Annotated in this window: 20 protein-coding genes and 2 pseudogenes; 14 read left to right on the top strand and 8 right to left on the bottom strand. The window is 62.2% G+C overall.

Features of this window, described 5'->3' with window-relative positions:
• Both LDO41_RS29320 and LDO41_RS29315 read left to right on the top strand, forming a co-directional pair.
• On the top strand, positions 1-1,704 hold a 1,704-nt coding region (locus tag LDO41_RS29320), incomplete at its 5' end, for a hypothetical protein (protein WP_223994668.1).
• 237 nt (positions 1,705-1,941) lie between these two features.
• Positions 1,942-2,862 (top strand): LysR family transcriptional regulator, encoded by a 921-nt coding sequence (locus tag LDO41_RS29315; protein WP_223994667.1) that lies wholly within the window; start codon positions 1,942-1,944, stop codon positions 2,860-2,862.
• Between the two features lie 69 nt (positions 2,863-2,931).
• Here the strand turns inward: LDO41_RS29315 and LDO41_RS29310 are convergent, their stop codons facing one another.
• Together LDO41_RS29310 and LDO41_RS29305 are read right to left on the bottom strand one after the other, a co-directional pair.
• The gene (locus LDO41_RS29310) at positions 2,932-3,453 is read right to left on the bottom strand and encodes a GlcG/HbpS family heme-binding protein (protein ID WP_223994665.1); all 522 of its coding nucleotides are present in this window, start codon (positions 3,451-3,453) and stop codon (positions 2,932-2,934) included.
• Positions 3,454-3,594: 141 nt separating this feature from the next.
• On the bottom strand, positions 3,595-4,341 hold the full coding sequence (locus tag LDO41_RS29305) for an SDR family oxidoreductase (protein WP_223994663.1): 747 nt from the start codon (positions 4,339-4,341) through the stop codon (positions 3,595-3,597).
• A gap of 314 nt (positions 4,342-4,655) precedes the next feature.
• Between LDO41_RS29305 and LDO41_RS29300 the strand changes: the two genes are divergently transcribed.
• The gene (locus LDO41_RS29300) at positions 4,656-5,228 is read left to right on the top strand and encodes a GNAT family N-acetyltransferase (RefSeq protein WP_223994661.1); all 573 of its coding nucleotides are present in this window, start codon (positions 4,656-4,658) and stop codon (positions 5,226-5,228) included.
• A 489-nt stretch (positions 5,229-5,717) separates the two neighbouring features.
• Here LDO41_RS29300 and LDO41_RS29295 read toward each other — a convergent pair whose 3' ends face one another.
• Positions 5,718-5,843 (bottom strand): hypothetical protein, encoded by a 126-nt coding sequence (locus tag LDO41_RS29295; RefSeq protein WP_253074810.1) that lies wholly within the window; start codon positions 5,841-5,843, stop codon positions 5,718-5,720.
• Between the two features lie 124 nt (positions 5,844-5,967).
• Here LDO41_RS29295 and LDO41_RS29290 point away from each other — a divergent pair.
• The 9 genes and pseudogenes from LDO41_RS29290 to LDO41_RS29250 form a co-directional block, all read left to right on the top strand.
• Positions 5,968-6,201: pseudogene (locus LDO41_RS29290) on the top strand (alpha/beta hydrolase domain-containing protein); the annotation flags it as partial.
• A gap of 193 nt (positions 6,202-6,394) precedes the next feature.
• A complete protein-coding gene (locus LDO41_RS29285; protein ID WP_223994679.1) occupies positions 6,395-7,141 on the top strand; it encodes an SDR family NAD(P)-dependent oxidoreductase in 747 nt (248 codons plus the stop codon).
• A 6-nt stretch (positions 7,142-7,147) separates the two neighbouring features.
• Positions 7,148-8,245: an alkene reductase gene (locus LDO41_RS29280; RefSeq protein WP_223994659.1), complete on the top strand. Its 1,098-nt coding sequence runs from the start codon at positions 7,148-7,150 to the stop codon at positions 8,243-8,245.
• 18 nt (positions 8,246-8,263) lie between these two features.
• A complete protein-coding gene (locus tag LDO41_RS29275; protein WP_223994657.1) occupies positions 8,264-9,010 on the top strand; it encodes an SDR family NAD(P)-dependent oxidoreductase in 747 nt (248 codons plus the stop codon).
• A gap of 13 nt (positions 9,011-9,023) precedes the next feature.
• Positions 9,024-9,656 (top strand): glutathione S-transferase family protein, encoded by a 633-nt coding sequence (locus tag LDO41_RS29270; protein ID WP_223994655.1) that lies wholly within the window; start codon positions 9,024-9,026, stop codon positions 9,654-9,656.
• Positions 9,657-9,745: 89 nt separating this feature from the next.
• Entirely contained in the window at positions 9,746-10,834 is a 1,089-nt protein-coding gene (locus LDO41_RS29265; RefSeq protein ID WP_223994652.1) for an alkene reductase, read from the top strand.
• 158 nt (positions 10,835-10,992) lie between these two features.
• A pseudogene (locus LDO41_RS29260) lies at positions 10,993-11,124 on the top strand (chromate transporter); the annotation flags it as partial.
• Positions 11,124-12,308 (top strand): MFS transporter, encoded by a 1,185-nt coding sequence (locus LDO41_RS29255; RefSeq protein WP_223994650.1) that lies wholly within the window; start codon positions 11,124-11,126, stop codon positions 12,306-12,308. The pseudogene LDO41_RS29260 and the gene LDO41_RS29255, both read left to right, overlap by 1 nt.
• A 353-nt stretch (positions 12,309-12,661) precedes the next feature.
• Positions 12,662-14,674 (top strand): hypothetical protein, encoded by a 2,013-nt coding sequence (locus LDO41_RS29250; protein ID WP_223994648.1) that lies wholly within the window; start codon positions 12,662-12,664, stop codon positions 14,672-14,674.
• A gap of 541 nt (positions 14,675-15,215) precedes the next feature.
• Here LDO41_RS29250 and LDO41_RS29245 read toward each other — a convergent pair.
• From LDO41_RS29245 to LDO41_RS29235, 3 genes are all read right to left on the bottom strand, one after another.
• Complete coding sequence (locus LDO41_RS29245) at positions 15,216-15,407, bottom strand: hypothetical protein (protein WP_223994646.1); 192 nt, start codon at positions 15,405-15,407, stop codon at positions 15,216-15,218.
• 153 nt (positions 15,408-15,560) lie between these two features.
• Positions 15,561-16,229, bottom strand: coding sequence for a type 1 glutamine amidotransferase domain-containing protein (locus LDO41_RS29240; RefSeq protein WP_223994644.1), 669 nt, complete (start codon positions 16,227-16,229; stop codon positions 15,561-15,563).
• A gap of 38 nt (positions 16,230-16,267) precedes the next feature.
• Positions 16,268-17,512, bottom strand: a complete 1,245-nt coding sequence (locus LDO41_RS29235; RefSeq protein WP_223994642.1) for an MFS transporter — start codon at positions 17,510-17,512, stop codon at positions 16,268-16,270.
• 135 nt (positions 17,513-17,647) lie between these two features.
• On the opposite strand from LDO41_RS29235, the gene LDO41_RS29230 reads away from it, so the two are divergent.
• Positions 17,648-18,556 (top strand): LysR family transcriptional regulator, encoded by a 909-nt coding sequence (locus LDO41_RS29230; protein WP_223994640.1) that lies wholly within the window; start codon positions 17,648-17,650, stop codon positions 18,554-18,556.
• Between the two features lie 11 nt (positions 18,557-18,567).
• On the opposite strand, the gene LDO41_RS29225 is transcribed toward LDO41_RS29230, so the two are convergent.
• Positions 18,568-20,217 (bottom strand): hypothetical protein, encoded by a 1,650-nt coding sequence (locus LDO41_RS29225; RefSeq protein ID WP_223994638.1) that lies wholly within the window; start codon positions 20,215-20,217, stop codon positions 18,568-18,570.
• Positions 20,218-20,318: 101 nt separating this feature from the next.
• On the opposite strand from LDO41_RS29225, the gene blaOXA reads away from it, so the two are divergent.
• Positions 20,319-21,143: an OXA-1206 family carbapenem-hydrolyzing class D beta-lactamase gene (gene blaOXA / locus LDO41_RS29220; protein ID WP_223994636.1), complete on the top strand. Its 825-nt coding sequence runs from the start codon at positions 20,319-20,321 to the stop codon at positions 21,141-21,143.
• Between the two features lie 18 nt (positions 21,144-21,161).
• Here the strand turns inward: blaOXA and LDO41_RS29215 are convergent, their stop codons facing one another.
• Complete coding sequence (locus LDO41_RS29215) at positions 21,162-21,746, bottom strand: DUF308 domain-containing protein (RefSeq protein ID WP_223994634.1); 585 nt, start codon at positions 21,744-21,746, stop codon at positions 21,162-21,164.
• Between the last annotated feature and the right edge of the window lie 55 nt (positions 21,747-21,801).

Genomic DNA, 21,801 nt, shown 5'->3' with positions numbered 1-21,801 from the left:
TTCGACAACCGCGTCTATTCCACGTTCTGGCCCAATGCCGCGGGTCAATGGAACAGCGAGTGGTTCCCGCTACCCGGGCAGCATGTGTTCGACCACCAGACGCAGCAGATCACCGCGGTCTCCCGGGCACCGGGCAACCTGGACCTGTTCGTCATTGGATTCGACAACCGCGTCTACTCCACGTTCTGGAACGATCAGGTCGGCTGGAACAGCGAGTGGTTCCCGCAACCCGGGCGGCACGTGTTCGATCACCAGAAGCAGCGGATCGCCGCAGTCTCCCGGGCACCGGGCAACCTGGACCTGTTCGTCATTGGCTTCGACAACCGCGTCTATTCCACGTTCTGGCCCAATGCCGCGGGTCAATGGAACAGCGAGTGGTTCCCGCTACCCGGGCAGCATGTGTTCGACCACCAGACGCAGCAGATCTCCGCGGTCTCACGGGCGCCGGGAAACCTGGATCTGTTCGTTATTGGCTTCGATAACCGCGTCTATTCCACGTTCTGGCCCAATGCCGCGGGTCAATGGAACGGCGAGTGGTTCCCGCTACCCGGGCAGCATGTGTTCGATCACCAAAAGCAGCAGATAGCCGCAGTCACCCGAGCACCGGGAAACCTGGATCTGTTCGTCATTGGCTTCGACAACCACATCTGGTCTAGTTTCTGGGGACAGCACTCGAACGATCAGCCATGGTCGGTTATCCTCTGCCGCTTCAAGGGCGACCCGGCGGACGCCAGTCGTGAAGGCTTCGCAGAGCGCTTTTTCCGCGAAGCCTTCACACCGGGCACTGGAGGTTTGATCGAGTACTGGCACGAGGTGTCGCACGGCGGCGTCGACGTCACCGGCAGCCGTGTCTTCGGATGGGTCGAAACCGACATGCGTAGGATCGACGCCGGGGGAATCGGCCGCGAGGCACTAATCGATGCCGGGATTCGTGCCGCGCAAGCGCGTGGCGAGGATCCGCTCACCGGCTTCCATAGTCAGATTGTGGTGTATACGCGCAACTGGGCGAAGGACGGCGCGCCGCGGGGAGCCGATTGGCGCAATCCGGAATGGGCGCCGTTCTGGATTGACGGCAGCGCGGATGGGCGCGGACGGGTGTGCCTGACACCGCCGTTCGACGGCAACATCACGGCGCACGAGATGGGGCACGGTTTCGGGATGAACCACGACGTCGGACCCGATCTCACGACCGCGTCCGACTATTCGGACCCGGCGTGCATCATGAGCCAGAACGGCGCGTTCATCCGGCCGCCCTGGAACGTCGCGTTCGGCCCCGCCGTCTGCCTGCCCCACATGGTGCAGAAGGACTGGCTGCCGGTAGGACGACTCTTCGTCGACGATGGCAACTGGATGCGTGCGGGTATCACCGTGCCGCTCGCGCCGATCTCACGTCCCGGCGCCCGCGCCAATCTCGGCATCAAGCTGAGGAACATTCGCGCGAACCCGGCATGGGACTACTACCTCGAATACTGTCTTCCAGATGAGTGGAATCGCGGCGTTCCGGGGAGCCCGTATCTACTGATCCGCCGGATGGTCAACATTCCCGGGGCGGAAGAGCGCCCGGCGTATTTGATGGCGCTTCCGTTCACTCAGCTCGTCGGACAGGGAGCCACGGGTGTAGAGCTATCGGGGAATGTCCGGTTCACGGTCGAAGTGACGAACCTGGCCGGGCCAATCATCGGCGTAACTGCTGAGGCCCTATGACCGGCCGGTTCAGATTTGCTCAGGCGTCATAGACAGGTCAGCGTGGCGGCAGATAGCGTGGGGGCTCAACATTCTGGCTGGCGTCGAATCAACGGTACGTCGGCCTGCGCGTCGATTGCACCCGCTGCGAAGTGGAGGGTACGGTGCATTGTACTGAGCGCATGTAGAATAGCGCCTCGCGGCTGTTCGATGCCGCAGCTCGGCGGGTCCCTGCCGCTGGCTTGTCGAGGTGCGTCAATGGACAGACTGGAAGCGATGGCAATGTTGGTTTCCTCTGTCGAAGAGGGAAGCCTGTCAGCCGCCGCCAGAAAACTGGGGATTCCCGTTGCCACGCTCACGCGCAATGTCAACGACCTGGAGTCCATAGTCGGCACCAAGCTTCTCGTTCGAACGACACGAAAGCTGTTGCTGACGGATACGGGAGCCGACTACGTTGCCGCAGCGAGGCACATCCTGGAGCAGGTCGACGAGCAGGAGCGTCGCGCGGCCGGCGAATTCACGGAGCCGCGCGGCGAACTCGTCGTGACGACGCCGGTGCAGGTGGCGCGCCTGCGGGTGCTTCCCATCGTCAACCAGTTCCTCACTCAGTTTCCCGAGATCCGGATCCAGCTGCTGCAGTCCGACCGCAACATCGACCTCGTCGATTCGCATGCGGACGTCGCGATCCGAATCGGCCACCTGCGCGACAGCAGCCTGGTCGCGACGCGCGTCGGCATGTTGCGGGTCGTCCTGGTAGCCAGCCCGCAGCTCCTGAAGAAGCGGGGCGTACCACGCAGCCCTGAGGATCTTCAGGGATACCCACGCGTCGTGTTCAACAGCCCGTTTCTTTCGCCCTGGCGCTTTCGTCATCCGAATACGAACGAGGTTCACACGGTCACGGACACGCCGCGACTGCTCGTGTCGTCGCCGGATGCGGCGGCCGATGCCGCTATCGATGGCGTGGGCGCAACGCTGCTGCTCGAGCACGACGTGGCGGAGGCGGTGCGCGCCCGGAAACTCCGATTCATCCTGCAAGAGTTTGAGGTCGACCCGATACCAGTGCATCTCGTTCACCTGTCACGGGACATGATGCCGGTCAAGCTACGTCGATTCATCGACTTCACTGTGCCGAAGCTCCGTGAGGCGCTCGCGGGCTTCGGGCGCCGGCCATCCCGTTGAAAAAAATGCGCGCCGCGCTCAATCGATCCTGAGGCGGCGGGCGAGCGCTTCGAACGTCTGTCGTCGCGTCTACTTCTTCACGAGTTCCGCCACCCTGGCGACACCGGCCACAGCACAGACCTCGTCCTTGTCGCCGCCGGGCGAACCGCCAACGCCGAGGCCGGCAACCGTCTCGTCCCCCACCTTGAACGCGACACCTCCGGGGAGGGCCGTCACGTTGGGCGTGCTGGCCAGCGACTGCGCCACGAGTGGTGGGTACTTCGCCAGGACGCCGATGAATCCGCTGGTGGTATCGACGTGGAAGATCGGACCCATGGTCACGACCGTATAGGCCTTGCGGAAGCTGCTGTCCTTGGTGTGGATCACTGCGTGGTCGCCGCGCAGAACGACTTGCGGCGTGCCGGAGACATCAACGATCGTCGCGGTCACGTCGTAGCCGTTGGCCTTGCAGGTGTCGACCGCGGTCTGGGCGGCGAGTATTGCGGTGCTCAGGGCAAGCGTCTTGCCGCTGAGCGACACCTGGGCCTGAGCCGATGTCTGGGAGACAAGGCCTAGCGATGCCGCGAGGACGGCGAGAAGAAAAATGCGCATGTCAGTGTTCCTTAGAATTCATCGGATTTCGGCCGGGCCGCCGAGGACCACGGGTACGGTACCGGTCATGCACTCTCGTTCGTTTGAGCGCGCCGGGCCGAAGCCCAGCGCTGGCCACGACACTCTGGTTCCTTGAGGTGATCAGAACTGGGTCATGCCGCCGTCGACGACGAGTTCGGCGCCGGTTGTGTACGACGAATCGTCGCTGGCGAGGAACAGCGCGGTCTTCGCGAGTTCCACTGCGTCGCCGAAGCGCTTCAGGCCGATCCTTTGCGTGATGCTGGTGGCGACCTCCGATAGCACGTTGTCGGGCAAGCCGATCTTGCTGTAGAACGGGGTCGCGATCGCGCCTGGACTGACTGCATTCACGCGAATGCCGCGCGGCGCCAGTTCGGCACCCAGGGTGCGGACGAGGGAGCGCGCCGCAGCCTTGGTCGCCGCCAGGATCGACAGGCCGGGATAGCCGATGGTGTTGAGGAACGACGTCGTCACGATGATGCTGCCGCCCTGAGTCATGATCGGAGCCGCTTTCTGGATCGTGAAGAACGTCCCGGTGAAGTTGAGCGCAAGGTTGTCGGCGACATACGCTTCCGTCACCGCCTCCAGCGGAGCGACCGTCGTCGCGCCCGCGTTCGCGAACAGGACGTCGATGCGACCGAACTTGGCGCGGGTTTCTTCGACGGCACGCTCGATGTCGGCCACCTTACGGATGTCGGCACCAACCAGAAGCGCTTTGCCGCCAAGTTCGTTGCCGGCTGCGGCCAGGCGCTCTGCGTTCGAGCCGACCAGCACCACCTGGGCGCCCTCGGCCTGGAAAAGTTTTGCGGATTCCAGGCCGATGCCCGAGGTGCCGCCAGTGATGAATGCAACTTTGTTCTTGAGCTTCATTTTCAGGTGCTTCTCATTGGTTAGGTCAATTTGACGAAGGAGATATCAAACGGAGATGCGTCACGGACCTTCCCGGGCCTGCCGACTGGTTCGGACACGTGCCATTGGTCGATCGCTTCGCATGCATTCCATCTTGTGGCTAACCACAGGAAAGGGGAATAGCTCGAAATTGATCAACATCTACTCGGAAAACGGTTAGATAGTCGGGCGGCTTACCCCTCAGCCAGATCGAGAGCCTGCAAGTTCTGAATGGTTGAGTTTGTATGAGGCTTTCCGAAAAGCTGCGAGCCTGGGCTCGACGCAAATCGCTACGCATGAAAACATTTCAAAAATCAAATCAAGAAACAATGACTCTTGTGTACACAGATCGGCTTGTCATTCGCCGGCCCAGACAAGAAGACCTGCAGGCTTTTTTAGCCTATCGGAACGCCCACGAGAACATGCGCCTGCAGCCGATTGAGCGTATGCCTCACGCCGAGGCGCTGAAGTTTCTGGCGAAACAGGCTGAGCTCACCTCTGATGCTGACAACTGCTGGCTCATGTTCGCGATAGAACTGAGAGAGAGCGGGGGCATGATCGGAGAGGTCGGAATGTATATCGAATCTGGCAGCAAGCGGACCGGTGATATCGGATGGTCGCTAAATCGGGCTTTTTCTGGTCAAGGCTATGCGACCGAAGCGGCAAAATGGCTAATCGAGTACGCATTCGGAGAGCGGCGGTTGCATCGTCTAACCTCAAACGCAAGCACACAAAATACTGGATCCATCCGCTTGATGGAGCGTTTGGGCATGCGTCGCGAAGGGACGACGCGCGAAAGCATGCTCGTACACGGTGTGTGGCACGACGAGCATCGGTACGCGATGCTCAGCACTGAATGGCACGGATAACGCTAGTCAGGCACTATCCAACCGAGGACACCGACGCTGGCGAATGTCCGGTCTACCGAAAGTTGAATGACCCTATTGGGTCCGATAGCCGCCCGCCGCGATTGCCTATGAGCTGCCGACGGGGGGCAGTCGCCTGCGCCGTTCACAGCCGACCGATGTAGGGCACATAAGGAAGCTCTCGCGTGAACCTCCGGCACGGCGTCAGCCGCGTTCCTCGGGGAGGCCATGCAGCTGGCATCATTTTTCTCGGCGTGAAATAGTTTCTCTCTGAATTCGACAGATAGTTTCAACACGACGACATAGGCTGGATGACGGTTGTCGCGCCGGCAAAATTTTCCTATACTCCTGCCTACCACCTGCGGGGCGTCCCACTTAGGGCAATCAGAGCCGGACAGTCGTGTCGCGTAGGTGGTAGGTTTTTTCGAAGGGCCGTCGAACAGACGGCCCTTTGTCTTTGGCGGCCACCTTCTTTGGCAACCACCTTCAGGCCTATTGCTGCTCCCACAGCAGCAATCCTTCTTCGCGCCACTCGGATTCAAAGGCACGATCCTCCTTCGCGTAGATCGACTTCACCATGTTGACGCGCTCGCGTCCGAGGCGAAGATCGGCGTGCATTGCGATGATCAGCGGCCCAAGATGATTTAGAGAGGGACGTCATCTTGCGGCCCTTGATCAGCGGGGTGCCATCTTCGTTCCTCGCGCCGAGCTGTGCGGCCGGGCCGTGGCAGACCGCTGCCACGATCTTGCCGGCTTTAACCTGACGGGCGCGTTCATCCCGCTCCACAAGACCGACGCGGCGCGCATCGCGGCTGGCGATGGCCGACCATCGCTGGAATCGCTGTACGTGAATCAGGCGGGTTATGTGGCGGCGGTGACAACGGCCGCCAACAATCTGGTGGCGCAGCGGTTCCTGCTGCAACGCGATGCGGACGCAATCATCGCGCGGGCTACGGCGCAGCCGGTCTTGCCGTGAGTCAGGCATGAAGCCCGGGCGGCAGTATGGAGCCGCGCGGGCTTATTCCCATGCCCAACAGGCATGCCCCTCAGCTTACAAAGTCTTATCCCTGGGCGGCGATAGCCCATAAATTAGCTCCTGTGGTCACCCCGATCCCGTTGCCGACGCGACATCAGGCATGCGTCGCAGCGATACCTTACAGGAGCTTCTCGTGGATAGTCCCGTCGTTCTCATCACTGGCGCACTGACCGGCATCGGTCGTGCAACCGCCCTTGCTTTTGCCCGCTCCGGCGCACGGCTCGTTGTGTCGGGCCGTCGTCCGGCCGAAGGTGCGGCACTCGAAACCGAGTTGCGCAAGCTGGGCGCCGACGCAGTGTTCGTGCAAGCCGATGTTCGCCATGACGAAGAGGTAGGCCAGCTGGTCGACCAGGTCGTCACACGCTTCGGCCGTCTCGATGTTGCTGTCAACAACGCCGGCACGGAAGGCACGCCCGGCCGTATAACGGAGCAAACCGCGGAAAGCTACGCCGCGACGTTCGACACCAATGTCCTAGGGACGTTGCTGAGCCTCAAGCACGAATTGCGCGTCATGACCGCCCAGGGCTCGGGCAACGTCATCAATATTTCATCGACCTACGGTCATGAAGGCGCCGCCTATGCCTCGGTGTATGCGGGCAGCAAGCATGCAGTGGAAGGCATCACGAAGTCGGCGGCGCTCGAAGTCGCGGCCACGGGTGTACGCGTCAATGCTGTCGCGCCCGGGCCGACGGAGACCGGCATGCTCGACCGCTTCACCGGGACGCCGGAACGGAAAGCGGCACTCGCCAGCGGCGTACCGCTCGCCCGCGTCGGCAAGCCGGAGGAAATTGCCGCGGCAGTGCTCTACCTGGCATCCGAAGGCGCCACGTTTGTGACGGGGCAGATCCTCACCGTTGACGGCGGCAAGACTGCAGGCTGATATCAAATGTCCAACACACTATTCAGCCCGCTGGCATTGGGCCAGATCCAGCTTGGCCACCGCGTGGTCATGGCACCGCTAACGCGCCTCCGTGCCGATCGAGACGGCGACATTCCGAATGCGCTGATGCGCGACTACTACGCGCAACGCGCGTCCGCGGGCGGCCTCATCATCAGCGAAGCCACCACGGTGTCGGCAACTGGGCGCGGCTACCTCGGCGCACCCGGCCTCTATACCGACGCGCAGCGCTACGCCTGGCAAGAAATCGTGACGGCCGTGCATGCACGCGGCGCGCACATGATCGCCCAACTCTGGCACGTTGGCAGAACTGCGCACTCCAGCCTGCTCGCAGGCGCGGCGCCGGTAACGGCATCGGTCGTTCCTTACGAGGGCGTTGCCTTCACTAGCGAAGGATGGGTACCTGCATCGCCGGGACGGGCTCTCGAAACCACCGAGATCGCGGCAGTCATTGAGGAGTACGTCGGCGCTGCAAAGCGAGCGCAGCAAGCCGGCTTCGACGGCGTGGAAATCCACGCTGCCAATGGCTACCTGATCGACCAGTTCCTTCAGGACGGCAGTAATCGTCGTACAGACCGGTACGGCGGCCCAATCGAGAATCGCGCTCGCTTGCTGATCGAGATCGTTGATGCCGTGCGAGCGGTCTGGGGCGACGGACGCGTGGGCGTGCGGCTGACGCCAAGCAGCCACTTCAACGGCATGTCGAACAGCGATCCCGAATCCGATTTTCGTTACATCGCCGGAGCGCTCTCAGGCAAGGGTCTGGCCTATCTGCATGTGGTCGAACCCCGCGTCGTTGGATCGGAAGACGTTGCCGAGGACATCCGCTCCGTCGCGGCGCGCGATCTGCGAGCGCATTTCGACGGCCCGGTGATCGCCGCTGGCGGATTCAACGGCGACGAGGCGCAATTGGAGATCGGACACGGGCACATCGATGCCGTCGCGTTCGGACGGTCTTTCATCGCCAACCCGGACCTTCCATCGCGAATCCGCGACGGGCAACCGCTCAATCCCTACGACCGCAACACGTTCTACGGCGGCGATTCGCGCGGCTACACCGACTACCCCGCCTGGCAAGGCGTCTGAATACAGGAACTGTCAAACATGAAAACTCTCACTGGCAAGACCGCACTGGTAACAGGCGCATCGCGGGGAATCGGTCGCGCGAGCGCATTGGCGCTAGCGAAGGCGGGTGCTCAGGTGCTGGTTCACTACAGCAGTGCCGCGAGCGAAGCCGAGGCAGTGGTTGCCGAAATCCGGACGCTCGGCGGCAAGGCCGAGGCCATCGCCGCAGATCTGCGTGCCCCCGATGGTCCGCACAAGCTCGCGCAGCAAGCCAGGGCCATCATCGGTTCGCGCCTCGACATCCTGGTGGCCAACGCCGGCATTGCGCTGGCCGCACCCATCGAAGACACCACCGTGGAGGATTTCGACAATCTCTTCGCAGTGAATGTACGGGCGCCATTCTTCCTGGTGCAGCAGTTGCTGCCCGCCATGTGCAAAGGGAGCAGCGTGGTCCTGCTGTCATCGCTTGCCGCGCATTCGGCCATGGGAACGCTGTCCGCTTATGCGGCCACCAAGGGCGCGATCGACACGCTCGTCAAGCACTTCGCCGCCACCCTCGGCGAGCGGGGGATCCGCGTGAATGCGGTAGCCCCTGGTGTCGTGCCAACGGACATGTCCAGCTTTGCCAAGAGCGACGAGGGCAAGGCCTTCACGCTCGGCATGCAGGCTCTCAAGCGCATGGCTGATCCCAGCGACATCGGCGCTGCCATCGAATTTCTTGCATCCGACCAGGCCCGGTGGATCACGGGCGAGACGCTGCGCGTCGATGGCGGTTCCAAACTCTAATCGGAGTCAATTGATGAAGCTCTACCATGCAAACGGATCGCCCAACGCGCGCCGAGTGAGAATCCTGATCGCAGAGAAAGGCATCGAAGTCGAACTCTTACCCGTAGACCTGGGGACGCGAGAGCAGAACTCCGAGGCCTATCGCGCCATCAATCCCCGCAGTGTCGTGCCGACGCTAGTCCTGGACGACGGCACCGCGATCGGGGAGGCGTCCACCATCATGCGTTATCTGGACGATGCACACCCGACGCCCTCGCTATACGGCACGACGGCGGCCGAAAAGGCAGTCGTCGCGATGTGGGAACGACGCATGGAAATTGAAGGGTTCGCGGCCGTTATGGAAGGTGTGCGTAACAACGCGCCTGGGCTCAAGGGACGCGCCTTGTCCGGACCTCACGGCTACGACCAGATTCCAGAGCTCGTTGAGCGCAGCAGGCAGCGCGTGGTCAACTTCTATAACGATCTCGATGCTCAACTGAGTCGCAGCACGTTCGTGGCAGGAAACACTTTCTCTGCAGCCGACATCACTGCGCTGGTGACGCTGGACTTTGCGACGAAGGCATTTTCGATGCCAATTCCCGAGAGTCACGACGCACTGAAACGATGGCATGACGCCGTTTCAGCTCGTGCGAGTACGTCAGCCTGATTGCTTTGGTAGGTGGCCGTCATTACGGAAGCCATACACGGTTCTTTCGCGAAAGATGGCCACCGCACTTCCTTACATATTTCCCCAAAATGAAACTATTCTCGCCGGTTGCCGTAGGGCCCCATACGCTGAATCACCGCGTCGTTCATGCCCCGATGACTCGCCTGCGCGCCAACGAAGACGACAGCCCAAGCGCAATGATGGTGGAATACTACCGGCAACGTTCTTCGGATGGCGGCTTGCTGATTACCGAGAGTGCACACCCATCGTACGACAGTCGCGGATACCAGGGCGCGCCTGGTATCTATACCGACGCACACGTCGCCGCCTGGGGCCAGGTTACCGCCGCCGTTCACCAACGGCGAGCGCGCATTTTTGTGCAAATCGCCCATGATGGTCGCCAGTCCCACGTAGATCTAAGCCACGGAAGCCTGCCAATTGCTCCGTCGGTCGTGCCGTTCGAGACAACTGTTCTTACGCGGAATGGCTGGGTTCCAAATTCTCCTCATCGAGCCGTCGGCACCGACGAGATACCGGCGATCATTGAATCCTTCCGCGTTGCCGCGACACGGGCGCGCGATGCGGGCTTCGACGGCATCGAATTGCACAACGCTAATGGATATCTTGCCGATACCTTTCTGCAAGACGGGACCAACAAGCGGACCGATGCGTATGGCGGCAGCATTGAAAAACGTGCCCGGTTCTCGCTTGAACTGGTGGAGGCACTCGCGTCGGTCTGGGGTGCAGACCGCGTCGGCGTACGCGTGTCACCAAGTGGCAAGTGGGGCGGCATTTCGGATAGCAACCCGCAAAGCACGTTCAGCTATTTCACAAAACGTCTTAACGAGTTCGGCCTCGCGTATCTACACGTCATAGAGCCGCGTGTCATGGGAACCGAAACGCTCACGGAGGGTGCTGAGCCGACAGCATCCGCTCACTTGAGAGAACACTTTGACGGGCCGATCGTTGCTGCTGGCGGCTTCGACCGTGCCGGTGCAGAGGCCATCCTCACGCGTGGGGATGCCGATCTTGTGGCATTCGGAAGATGGTTCTCCTCCAACCCCGATCTTCCCGAGCGATTGCGCAATAACCACGGTCTTACGCAATATGAGCGCAGTGCCTTCTGGGGCGGCACCGAACGCCACTACATCGACTTCAAGCCCATGGCACACGAGTAGGCTGGGAGGTGTCGCGACCGTCAAGTTTGCCGACGGCAAGACCGTCACGGTGCGTTTCGCCATCAAGTAAGCAAACAGCATCGAATCCATCCCAAGACTGGATGTAGAGATCGCTACAACGTTGAAGCGGGGACTACAACCCACTAAGCTGGTTGCATGACTTCTCTTCCACGCTGCTGGCGCTCGTCACTGTAGCCCTGCTCTTGAAGTTCAAGAAGCTGCCTGAACCGATGATCGTCGCGGGCGCGGCACTGATTGGCCTCGCAGCCTATCCGCTGCTGCATCACTAATGCCACAGGAAATAACGCCGCTGCTTGCCGGGCGGGCACTGCGTGGGTTCTGCGATGGATTCGTGGCTGTACTCTTGCCCGCCTACCTGCTGGCGCTCGGCTTCGACCAGTTCGCCGTGGGGCTAATCAGCAGCGTCACGCTGATTGGCTCCGCCATCGCAACCATTCTGGTCGGACTCATCGGGAGCCGCTTTTCACAACGTCGCCTGCTGATGTTTGCGGCGGTCCTGATGTGCGCGACCGGGGCGGCTTTTGCGGGTCTGTCTTCGCTTTGGCCGCTGCTGATTGTTGCCTTTGTCGGCACGCTAAACCCAAGCTCGGGGGATGTCAGCGTATTCCTGCCGCTGGAGCAGGCACGACTTGCCGGGGCCGCGGCACCCGACGCACGCACCGCTTTGTTCGCACGCTACGGTATAGCGGGCTCGCTGTCCGCTGCATTTGGGGCGCTGGCCGCAGCAGTACCGGCCTCGCTTGCCAAGCATGCTGGCTTGCCGTTTCTCGATGCCGTGCGCTTGATGTTTGTCGTCTACGCTTTGACGGGTATTGCTCTCTGGGCGCTCTACGCGCGGTTGCCTGAACCACATCCGCAGTCGACATCGACAGCCGCACCACTGGGCCCATCACGCCGAATCGTGATCCGACTCGCGATGCTGTTCAGTGTGGATGCGTTTGCAGGTGGCCTGGTCGTCAATGCCTTGCTGTCGCTCTGGCTAATGCAGCGTTTCGGGATGTCCCCGGGCACGGCGGGCCAGTTTTTTTTCTGGGCCGGACTACTCACAACAGCCTCCCAGTTCGCCGCTGTTCCGCTAGCCCGTAAGATCGGTCTGGTGAACACCATGGTGTTCACGCACATACCCTCTAGTGCGTTCCTGATTGCCGCCGCATTCTCACCGTCGTTGACGCTGACGTTGCTATTGCTGCTGGCGCGCAGTGCTCTGTCCCAAATGGATGTGCCAACGCGGACGGCATTCGTGATGGCGGTGGTCACCCCCGCCGAGCGAGCCGCGGCGGCAAGTCTGACTGCAGTGCCACGTAGCCTCGCCGCCGCGATTAGTCCGGCGCTTGCCGGCGGGCTCATGGCAATGGGTTGGGCCGGAGCCCCATTGGTAGCCTGCGGTGTTTTGAAGATTGGTTATGACCTGACCATTCTGGCTGCATTCGGGCGTGTCAGGCTGTCGAGCTGACGGGGTATCGCGAGCGTGGCCGAAAGACGGGATTGATACCTCATGAGGTGCTGAAGGAATGTCGCAGCCACGCCGATAAATGGCTTGAGGACCAGCAAAAGAAGCCGACGAGCTATTGGGGAGCGGTGCTGGTTATGTGCGTGTGGCTGTTCGTTGCCTACGGTGCGTGGCTGTTGTTTGTCTGAGCACGAATTCTCAGAACTTAATAGTGCCGAAGTGGGGTGGAGGGCGTAAGGGCATCGTTGCTAGATTCGCCCGAACATATCGCTTGCGCCCGATATCGGTCGCTAGATAAGGCACCGTGGCACGCCGGCGACATGCGCTTTCAAACCAACAATAACGGGTAAGGTCACATGTTTTACTGTTTCCACGCCGGGGCGCGCGCTCGCACCACCGGTCTGATATCGCTTGTCCTTGCGGCAAGCCTGCTGTCCGCCTGTGGCAGCGATGACACACAATCCCCTCCTGCCACGCAAACACCTCCCGCGCAAACGCCTACCAGCCGCCTCGTTGTCGATACCGGCACCGCTGCACCGGCACAGGGCGGCACGATGATGCTGAAGGCAACGCTGCTGGGTGCCGATGGCCAAGAGGTCAAGGGCGCCAAGTTCGCGTGGTCGTCATCGAATGAAGCGGTCGCGACCGTAGTATCCGCGTCCGATCTGGCACCTGCTGCGGCGGCCAGCGTCACGCAGCCGGTCGGTATTTACGCGACGGTACGCCTGCTGGCACCGGGCGAGGCCAATGTCATTGCCACGGCCACGCTTCCCGATGGCAGCCAGGCCGCCAGCACCACGCATCTGGCCGTGCAGCCTGCGGCCGCCAAGACCTATTCACTCACGCTGTCGCCGTCCACGCTGACGGTCAACGCTGGTGCCGCGCCGCAAGTGGTCACGGCGGTGGTGCAGCGTTCGGACGGTGTGGATGGCGCAGCGGATCTGAAGGACTGGTCGTGGGCGATCGACAACAACACGTTTGCGGTGACGCCGGCGTCGGACAGCCATTCGGCGCAGGTCTCGACTACGGGCACGCTCGCGGCTACGGGCCAGCTCACCGCGTGCGCGAGCACGCCCGCAGGTGACCGCCTGTGCAGCAATGCAGCGCTCACACGGGCGCTGGTGCCGCTGCCGTCGATCGCGTTTTCGGCGTCGTCGCTGAGCGTGAGGCCGGGGCTCACCGGTACCGTGTCGGTAACGTTGACCGATGCACAGGGTGCCAACCTGGCAGGTCAGGTGACGTTGGCCTGGTCGATCCAGCAAAGCGGCACGGCGGCCTCCATCGTTAGCGTGGGTAACGGCGGGAGCGTGACGATCGGCATGGATGCTGCTCAGGTTACCGCCTATACCGCGACGTTGACGGTCACGGCAACGTATCCGGATGGCCGCTCGAACAGCAGCACACTGCCGCTGTCGTCACCGGGCGTATGGACGCGCCTGCCGGATGCACCGATCGCCAGCCCCTCGATCATCAGCCTGGCGATCGACGGCACGCGTGTGTGGCGCCTGACTGCGGATGGCAGTCAGCCGGCACGACTGGAGCGTTTCGGTGCTGCCGATGATACAGCGGTCGAGCCCGGCTCGGCGCTGCCGGCTACCGCACAAGGTATCTGGCTCGCGGCAGCTGCGAACCCGGCAAATTCGGCTGTGATGGTGCAACTCGGTGCCGATGGCTCGAGCGTTTCATTCGGCAGCTTCGACGGTGACCTTGCCGGCGCGCGCGCCGACACATCCTTGCGGGGATGTGGTCCGACCCCGACGGGACGCAACTTTGTGACCACGACCGGCGGCAACATTGATTCGACCGGCTGGTGTCCCAATATGGTGTCGTGGACGACGTCGTGGTGGGAGCGGGTTGGAGGGATGATGCAGCCTACTGGCGAATTTAGCGATGCACCGGTTCTCGATGCTCGTCCGTTCCCGGATGGAAGTGGCGCCATGACGCTTCACAATGACGGCGTCAACGAGATTATCCAGTCGAATGGCATGACGATGGCATATGTCTATACGGCAACCTCCACGCTTAGCTTTGGGGCGGTTGCCGCAAATGCGGCGGATCAGAATGCACAGGTCTATGGTTATGCAAGTAGCCTCGGTATCGTAAGCAGACCTTCGCCCGGCGCCCATTACGCAAACGTGTGGAGCGCGGTGCCGTCCTTGATCAAGCTGAGCGCTATTCCGCATTTCCTGGTGGGGCTGTCGGCGTCTTCGTGGACTTTGTTCAATACGGACACCAGAGCTACCACGACGATTGCGCTGCCTGCCGCCGGCACACCAACAGACTTTGTGAGCGCGCTCGACGCGAACGGCAAGGTGCGTATCGCCGCCAAGCTTGTCGACGGATCTGTGTGGCTCTACCAGCAGCCTTGATATAGGAATTGCGTCGACTAACCAAGCTAGGTGTTAAGCGAACCTCGACAGACACCATTGACCGGCGGAAAGGCTTTTGATAACCGCCGGTCAAGCTTGCCTTATCTGGCCGAGATGGGTCCGGAAGCCGCGTCCCGCTTTACCCGATACGCACATGGCTTCGTTCTCCATCACCAGCGATAGTTCGACGTTGAAGCGAGAATCAACGACAATTTGCGGTCTTCAAAACCGCTTCCTCAACGCGCCGCAACGCTCCGGCAGCGATTGCGAAATTCTACAAACCTGCTCTCAGATGTTTCCTCGAAACCGCCGCCTTTTCCGATCTGATCGGCAACGAATTGGATGCCGACTAGCGGAGGTAGCCAGCTTACTAAGTAAGCCGATCCTCATCATCTTCGTGATCGGATGGGCGTTCCTCACGGACGGTATGGGCGAGTTTCCTAGTACGCGAAAAGGATGGAAGTATTTGGGCCTTTTTCTTGCTCTCATTGGGGTCGCTATTTGCGTCACCCTCGCGATGACCTAACGCAACTCAGTTCGACTAGTCACCCCAGCAAAATTTATCAAGAAAAATCGATGCTTCTTCCGCGCTGTCTGCATCAAAGGTTGTCAGGAGCACTGGATCGGATCCAATCGACCTTGCTTGTTGAACAAACTGACCTTTCCCGATAACACATTTCTGTCGATCGCCATCTTCATCCGTACCTTCCCATATCTCAAAAGTTCTTTTCATAAAGTCCTCACGGAACGAAGTTGCAATACGACGTCATAGGATGCACGACAGTTGTCGCGTGCCGGCAAAATTTTTCTATGCTCGAGGTCGAAAAACGAAGGGCCGCATGTCGCTAGCGCGACGATGTGGCCCTTCGTTCAGACGTGAAGCTGCTTACCGCAGCGCTGCCACGATGGCCTTGGCGAGCGGGCCGCCCGATGCAGGGTTTTGGCCCGTCATCAGCTTGCCGTCCACCACCACCTTTTCTTGCCATACATCAACAGACGAATACTCGGCGCCTTCGGCGCGCAGCGCGTCTTCGAGCAGGAACGGTACATCGGCCTGCGCGTAGCCCGACTCTTCGGCGTTGGAGAAGGACGTCAGCTTGCGGCCCTTGACCAGCGGGGTGCCATCTTCGTTCTTTGCGCCGAGCAGTGCGGCGGGGCCGTGGCAGACTGCTGCGACAATTTTGCCGGCTTGCCAGGCGCGTTCGACCGCGCGCTGGATTTCAGGGTTGTTGGCGATATCGACCATCGGTCCAAGGCCGCCCGGGAAGAAGATCGCGTCATAGTCGAGGACGTCCACTTCCGACAGCTTGCGGCTATGTGCCATGCGGCGGATGGCCGCGCTGTTGCGGAACGCCAGTTGCGCGGGATCGTTCGCGTCGTAGCCGTCTTCCGGCGGCGTGCCGCCTTGCAGCGAGGCGTATTCGACGGCCACGCCGGACTCGGCGAACACTTCGTACGGGTGGGCGACTTCGGGGAAGAAGTAGCCGGTGGCGCGATGGTTCGGGCCGATTTCAGCGGCGTTGGTCAGGATGAAGAGTACGTGCTTGATAGACATGATGTGCTCCTTGAAGAGAGAGAGAGTGATATCGAAGGTCAGACTTGCGCGGAGGTGTTGGCCGCCAAGGATGGTTGAGACGTTGCGTTGACGAGGGTCAGGCCGAAGATCACAAGGCCGGCCAGGGTGAGGGCAAAGCCCGCCCAGGCCACCGACAGCAAACCGAAGCCGGCGTCGATCGTGGCGCCACCCGCCCATGCACCGATGGCATTGCCGAGGTTGCAGGCAGCCAGCGTCATCGCACCCATTAGCGAAGGCGCTTGCGGGGCAAAGCGGGTCAGCCGGACCTGCATGGTGGGAATCGAGGCCATCAGCGCGGCACCGAGCGCAAACAGCGCGGGGAACAGCACCGAAGGCGTCTGTCCATCGATCGCGATGATCACGAGCACGATCAGCGCAGTGCTCAGGCCCAGCACCAGCCCACGCATCGGGAACTGGTCGGCGAGACGACCGCCCACCGAGTTGCCCACCGTCATGCCGATACCGAAGATCGCGAGGGCCACCGGAATCATGCTCGGCGCGAGCCTTGTGGCATCGGTCACGATCGGGCCAACGAAGGTGTAGATCGCGAACAGGCTGGCGATGCCGGCAGTGGCCACGGCCATCACGCCCCACACCTTGCCGCTGCGGAGCGCGGACAGTTCCTGCACGACCGGCGTGCCATCGAGTGCGCTGGTACGCGGCAGCCACTGGCGGATCGCAAGCCATGCCAGTGCGGACAGCACCGCCACCGCGAGGTAGGTCTCACGCCAGCCAAGCGTCTGACCGAGGAACGTCGCCAGCGGCGAACCGATGATCGTGGCCACGGTCAGGCCAGTCATGACGATGGCAAAGGCACGTCCCGATTGTCCCGGCCCGAGGATATAGCTCGCGACCATGGCACCCGCACCGAAGTACGCGCCCTGCGGCAGACCGCTGATAAAGCGGGCAACGATCAGGAAGGGCAGGCTGGACGCGATCGCCGACAGGACATTGCCGACCACGAACAGTGCGATCAGCGCGAGCAGCAGCGTACGGCGATTGAGCCGTGCCGCGGCCAGCGTGACCACCGGCGCGCCCACCACCACGCCCAGCGCATAGGCAGTTACCGCACTCGTGGCTTGCGGCACATCGATTCCGAGGCTTGCTGAGAACAGCTGAATCACACCCATGCTGGCGAACTCGGACGTGCCGATACAGAAGCTGCCAAGGGCCAGCGCGAACAGCGCCAGCGAGCGGGACAGGCTGCTCGAAGGGGTAAGAGATGGCTGGGGTTCATCGGCCAGCCGTACTGAGTTAGTCATGTAAAACTCCTCAAATTTGCATCTGTGCCGCCAACCGTTGGTGGGCGGCGCTTGGTTGCCCTAACTATGCGTAATGGCCAGATATTTGAGAAATTTATTTGTTCTATTTTAGATATTCATGTGACAGAATAAGTGATGCGCTACGACCTCAATCTCCTGCCAGTCTTCATCGCTCTGATGGAGGAGCGCAGTGTCACGCGCGCGGCGGCTCGCCTCGGCATGACGCAGCCGGCACTGTCCAATGCCCTGAATCGGCTGCGGGAGACGCTGCGAGATCCGCTGTTCGTGCGCGAGCGCTACGGCATCAAGCCGACGCAGTTCGCGGAGTCGATCGCACCTGTGGTGGCCGATACGCTGGCTAAGCTCGATGACGTGATCCTTGGGCAGCAGCACTTTGACCCCGCCACCTCGGTCCGGCAGTTCCATATCGCCCCGAACAGCTACGCGGAGATCGTGCTGATCCCCAAGGTGGTGGCCACGCTGCGGAGCGCGGCGCCGGGGGTTAAGGTGGCGTTGACGCCGTTTGGCAGCGATCTGGCCGAGACCGGCGTGATCTCGGGGACCACCGATATGGCGCTCGGCCGCATCGTCGACCCACCCGACAGCCTCGTGATCCAGCATCTGATGGACGATGGCCTCGCGTGCGTGGTGCGTGCCGATCATCCTGAGGTTGGCGATACGCTTTCGCGCGAGCAATACGAGGGGCTGCGGCACGTCAATGTCCTGCCACCGGGGCGGCTGCGCGTGGGCCTGTTTCAGGCGCTCGAGCGACAGGGCCTGCGGCGCGAGCTGGCGATTTCCGTGACGCATTTTCTCGCGGTGCCGGAGATCATTGCGGCCACCGACTACTGCGCGACGCTGCCGCGATTGATCTGCAATCAGATCGCGAAGGACTCACGGCTCAAGGTATTGCCGGCCCCAGTTGATCTGGGTACGTTCCCGGTGGATATCGCGTGGCACGTGCGATATCGGCAGGATCCCGCGCATCGGTGGTTCCGGCAGGTGCTGGTGGATACGGCGGAGTCGTTGACGGCCTCGCGTTAGGGGACGGCGTATTAGGCGACAGCGCGCTTCGTTCGCGCTGCCTCCTTGGCAACGTCACGCAGCTCTGGCGGGAAGGTGCGAATCTCCGCATGGAAGAAGCCACGCTCTGCCGCGCGCAATGCGCCGAGCTGTGTCGCCAATCGCTCCATGGCTGCGTACGCCTGCGTCGATGCGCCTTGCTCCTGCGTGAGATACCACGCCGATTCCAGCAGCAGGTTGGCCACTTGCAGCGCGTTGTAGCGGACGCGGCCAGTGTCGTGTTCCTCGAGCGCGAAGGTGGCCACCGACGACCAGCGTACGAAGCCCTTGGCCGGGGCGAATGGCGCATGAAACGGCCGCAACGCGTCAATCGCGGCGGCCACCGTCAGCGGCTTGCGTGCGCGAAACGCGCTCAGCGACGTGGGCGCGTCGGCACTGAGATTGCCGCGTGCCACGCGCAGCAGGAAGATCGTGTTCCAGGCGGACCCGCCGCCCACGCCGAAACGATCGCAGATCCATTCCGACAGGCCGAGCCAGCGCATGGCCTGATGCTGGACGTGTTCCGCGCTCAGCGCGCGCCTGTCGTCCACCGACTCGTCCACCAATCCGTATTGCCAGAACAGCCATAGCGACCAGCCGATGTTGGCGGCGGCGTGTTGTGCGGCGTCAACCGAGTCGGCCTCGTACGCGGCTTGCAGCGCGTCGGAGAATCCGCCGAGCGCGCGGCGTGCGGCGTCTCGTTGCAAGGAGGCGTTCGCCGTTCCCGCTGCACTGGGTCGCAACGCAATGCTCTTGCAGATCAGTGCGTCGAGGTTCAACGCTTCGAAGCGAACGCGCGGGTTGTAGCGCACCACGGGCCGCAGCTCGGCATCGCCCGATAGCCGAGCCAGCTCGTGCTGCGCGGCATCGAGGTCACCGCGTGTGTAGTGCTCCCATCCACGTACCACGTGCGCCATGGCGGCGAATGTCGGCAGCGCAGCGTCGATCCGGCCCGCCGCCACGATTTTTTCGAAACGCCGCAGCGCGGCACGGCTCTTGTCGAGGCGATCGCTGCGGCGCCAGGCTAGGCTTTCCTTGAGCAGCGACAGCGCCTGCTGGAATTCGTCGGCCGCGCTGCGGTGCGCGGCGCGGAAAGACTCGGCCACGCTGTGGTCCGGATGGTCCAGAGCGCCAGCAAAGCCGTCTTGCGCGCCACGCATGGCAAGCGTCAGATGGCGCCAGAAAGCCATGTCGCGCATCACGTATTGCAGGCCTTCAGTGTTCTCGCTCGCCGGCGTGCTTTCGGTGGAGGCCTGTCCGAGCCACCGCGCAACGCCCGCGGCTTGCAGCGTCTTGCCGTGGGCGCTGAACCGCAGCTTGCGTGCCGTAGCGGTGGTCATCCAGAAAGGACCACGGCTGCGCCGGTCGGCGCGCAGGGCGGCAGGGTCGAGCGTCTTGTCATGGCCCCAGCCCACCGTCACACCCCACAGCGCGAAGTCGCCAAACGCGCGCGACACGATCATCCGCATATTTGCCGCTTCCGCGAAGCGCGCGCGCACGGCCGCTACGGCAAGATCTTCGCGATCGCGCGAAGCGGCGAGCCAGATGCGCGCGAGCAGCCAGACCGACTGATAGCGCGCAGTGTGCGCGCCGACAGAGTAGGGGCCCGAGAGATCGATGAGAAGGGTATTGGAGGTGGCCATCTGGCCGTCATGTTACGCGTGTTACACCCGCGCAGGTTGGCGACTTTCAAGCCCGCGCCTATGCTCCGCACCAACCCATAACAACAACCCACGGAGGTGATATGCGAAGCAAACTGGTCCACCGATTGTTGATGCCGTTGTTGCTGGCCTGCGCGGCCGGCGTCGTGCAAGCCGCGGAGACGCCCATCGATGCCAAGCCCTTGTTCGATGCGGCAGGTGTCGACGGCACCATCGTCGTCTACGACGTGCGGCAGCAACGCATGCTGACCTACAACCCGAAGCGCGCGGCCACTGCGTACTCGCCGGCCTCGACCTTCAAGATCTTCAATTCGCTGATCGGACTGGAAACCGGCGCCGTAGCCGATGTCGATAACGACAAGCTGCCATGGGACGGCAAGGTATGGATGCACCACGGCAAGCCGATCCTGCCAGCGGTATGCAATGCCGAGGTACCGCTGCGCGTGGCGCTGAAGAATTCATGCGTGCCCGCCTATCAGGCGCTCGCGCGCCGCGTGGGCACCGCGCAGTATCGCAAGTACCTTGGTGCGGCGCATTTCGGCAATGCCGATGTCGAGGGGCCGGTAGACCGGTTCTGGCTCAATGGTCATCTGCAGATCACCACGTACCAGCAGATCGATTTCCTGCGCAACGCCGCCGCGCACACGGTCCCGGCAATCTCCGAGCACAGCTTCAAGGCGCTCGATGACATCCTGATCATCGAACAGACGCCGGCGTACACGCTGCGCGCGAAGACCGGCTGGGCGACGTCGGGCAAGGTCGACGTGGGCTGGTGGGTCGGTTGGGTGACGCGCGGTGAAGACACCTACGTCTTCGCCATGAACCTCGATATGCCGCAGCCCGAAGTCGGCGCCAAGCGGCAGGAGATCGCCCGCACCGTGCTCAAGCAGGTAGGGGCGCTGCCGTAGCAACTGCCTGCGCGCGCGTCAGGCTTGCAGTCGCCGCTCCTTGGCGCGACGCATGTCGGCCACCGACAGCGAGATCGCCGAGATCAGGAAGTAGAACGCTCCGAACGCGGCATATGGCGCGAAATCGGTGATGCCCGGAACCTGACTGCCGGCTGCGGTCTTGATAAAGAACGCACCGGCCAGCGCCGACTGCGCGCCGCTGAGGATCATGGCCCACTGTGCGCCCGCGCTCTTCCAGCGACGCACGCCCGTGCCAAGCTGGAACAGGCCAGCGAGGATGGCCCATGTGCCAAACACGCCGAGTACCGCGTTCATGCTGATGCCGAGCGCAATTGCCACGGCGGCGGTGATGACGCCGCTCGCCACGACATTGAGCGCCTGGGTCGGGTTGCGCTTCATGCCGCCATTGCGGTGCGCATCGAACAGGTTGGCCAGGGCGTCCCACGCGGGATAGACCATCAGCAGAATCGCCGCCACTGCGGGGTTGGTCCTGCCGATCGTGAACGCAGCGGCGACCCATACGATCGAGAATGCCGCGCGCGAGTAGTAGTAAGGCTTGAGCCAGACGCTTGCCTGCGATCGGGTATTAGGGGTGTAGTCCATGTCCTGTCCTGTGGTGTTTATTGCTACCAACTAGTTGGTAGACTGCGTGGTCAAA

This window comes from Cupriavidus pampae, assembly GCF_914271485.1.
Lineage (GTDB): Bacteria > Pseudomonadota > Gammaproteobacteria > Burkholderiales > Burkholderiaceae > Cupriavidus > Cupriavidus pampae.
The sequence above is the reverse complement of the archived record's forward strand: the minus strand, read 5'-3'. Positions and strand labels throughout refer to the sequence as shown.

Coding starts and splice junctions, on each gene's coding strand:
- LDO41_RS29300 (WP_223994661.1), top strand. CDS start 4,656: ATGAAAACATTTCAAAAATCAAATCAAGAAACAATGACTCTTGTGTAC.
- LDO41_RS29255 (WP_223994650.1), top strand. CDS start 11,124: ATGCCACAGGAAATAACGCCGCTGCTTGCCGGGCGGGCACTGCGTGGG.
- LDO41_RS29270 (WP_223994655.1), top strand. CDS start 9,024: ATGAAGCTCTACCATGCAAACGGATCGCCCAACGCGCGCCGAGTGAGA.
- LDO41_RS29305 (WP_223994663.1), bottom strand. CDS start 4,341: ATGAAGCTCAAGAACAAAGTTGCATTCATCACTGGCGGCACCTCGGGC.
- LDO41_RS29265 (WP_223994652.1), top strand. CDS start 9,746: ATGAAACTATTCTCGCCGGTTGCCGTAGGGCCCCATACGCTGAATCAC.
- LDO41_RS29275 (WP_223994657.1), top strand. CDS start 8,264: ATGAAAACTCTCACTGGCAAGACCGCACTGGTAACAGGCGCATCGCGG.
- LDO41_RS29240 (WP_223994644.1), bottom strand. CDS start 16,229: ATGTCTATCAAGCACGTACTCTTCATCCTGACCAACGCCGCTGAAATC.
- blaOXA (WP_223994636.1), top strand. CDS start 20,319: ATGCGAAGCAAACTGGTCCACCGATTGTTGATGCCGTTGTTGCTGGCC.
- LDO41_RS29310 (WP_223994665.1), bottom strand. CDS start 3,453: ATGCGCATTTTTCTTCTCGCCGTCCTCGCGGCATCGCTAGGCCTTGTC.
- LDO41_RS29245 (WP_223994646.1), bottom strand. CDS start 15,407: ATGAAAAGAACTTTTGAGATATGGGAAGGTACGGATGAAGATGGCGAT.
- LDO41_RS29280 (WP_223994659.1), top strand. CDS start 7,148: ATGTCCAACACACTATTCAGCCCGCTGGCATTGGGCCAGATCCAGCTT.
- LDO41_RS29295 (WP_253074810.1), bottom strand. CDS start 5,843: ATGCACGCCGATCTTCGCCTCGGACGCGAGCGCGTCAACATGGTGAAG.
- LDO41_RS29230 (WP_223994640.1), top strand. CDS start 17,648: ATGCGCTACGACCTCAATCTCCTGCCAGTCTTCATCGCTCTGATGGAG.
- LDO41_RS29235 (WP_223994642.1), bottom strand. CDS start 17,512: ATGACTAACTCAGTACGGCTGGCCGATGAACCCCAGCCATCTCTTACC.
- LDO41_RS29315 (WP_223994667.1), top strand. CDS start 1,942: ATGGACAGACTGGAAGCGATGGCAATGTTGGTTTCCTCTGTCGAAGAG.
- LDO41_RS29215 (WP_223994634.1), bottom strand. CDS start 21,746: ATGGACTACACCCCTAATACCCGATCGCAGGCAAGCGTCTGGCTCAAG.
- LDO41_RS29250 (WP_223994648.1), top strand. CDS start 12,662: ATGTTTTACTGTTTCCACGCCGGGGCGCGCGCTCGCACCACCGGTCTG.
- LDO41_RS29225 (WP_223994638.1), bottom strand. CDS start 20,217: ATGGCCACCTCCAATACCCTTCTCATCGATCTCTCGGGCCCCTACTCT.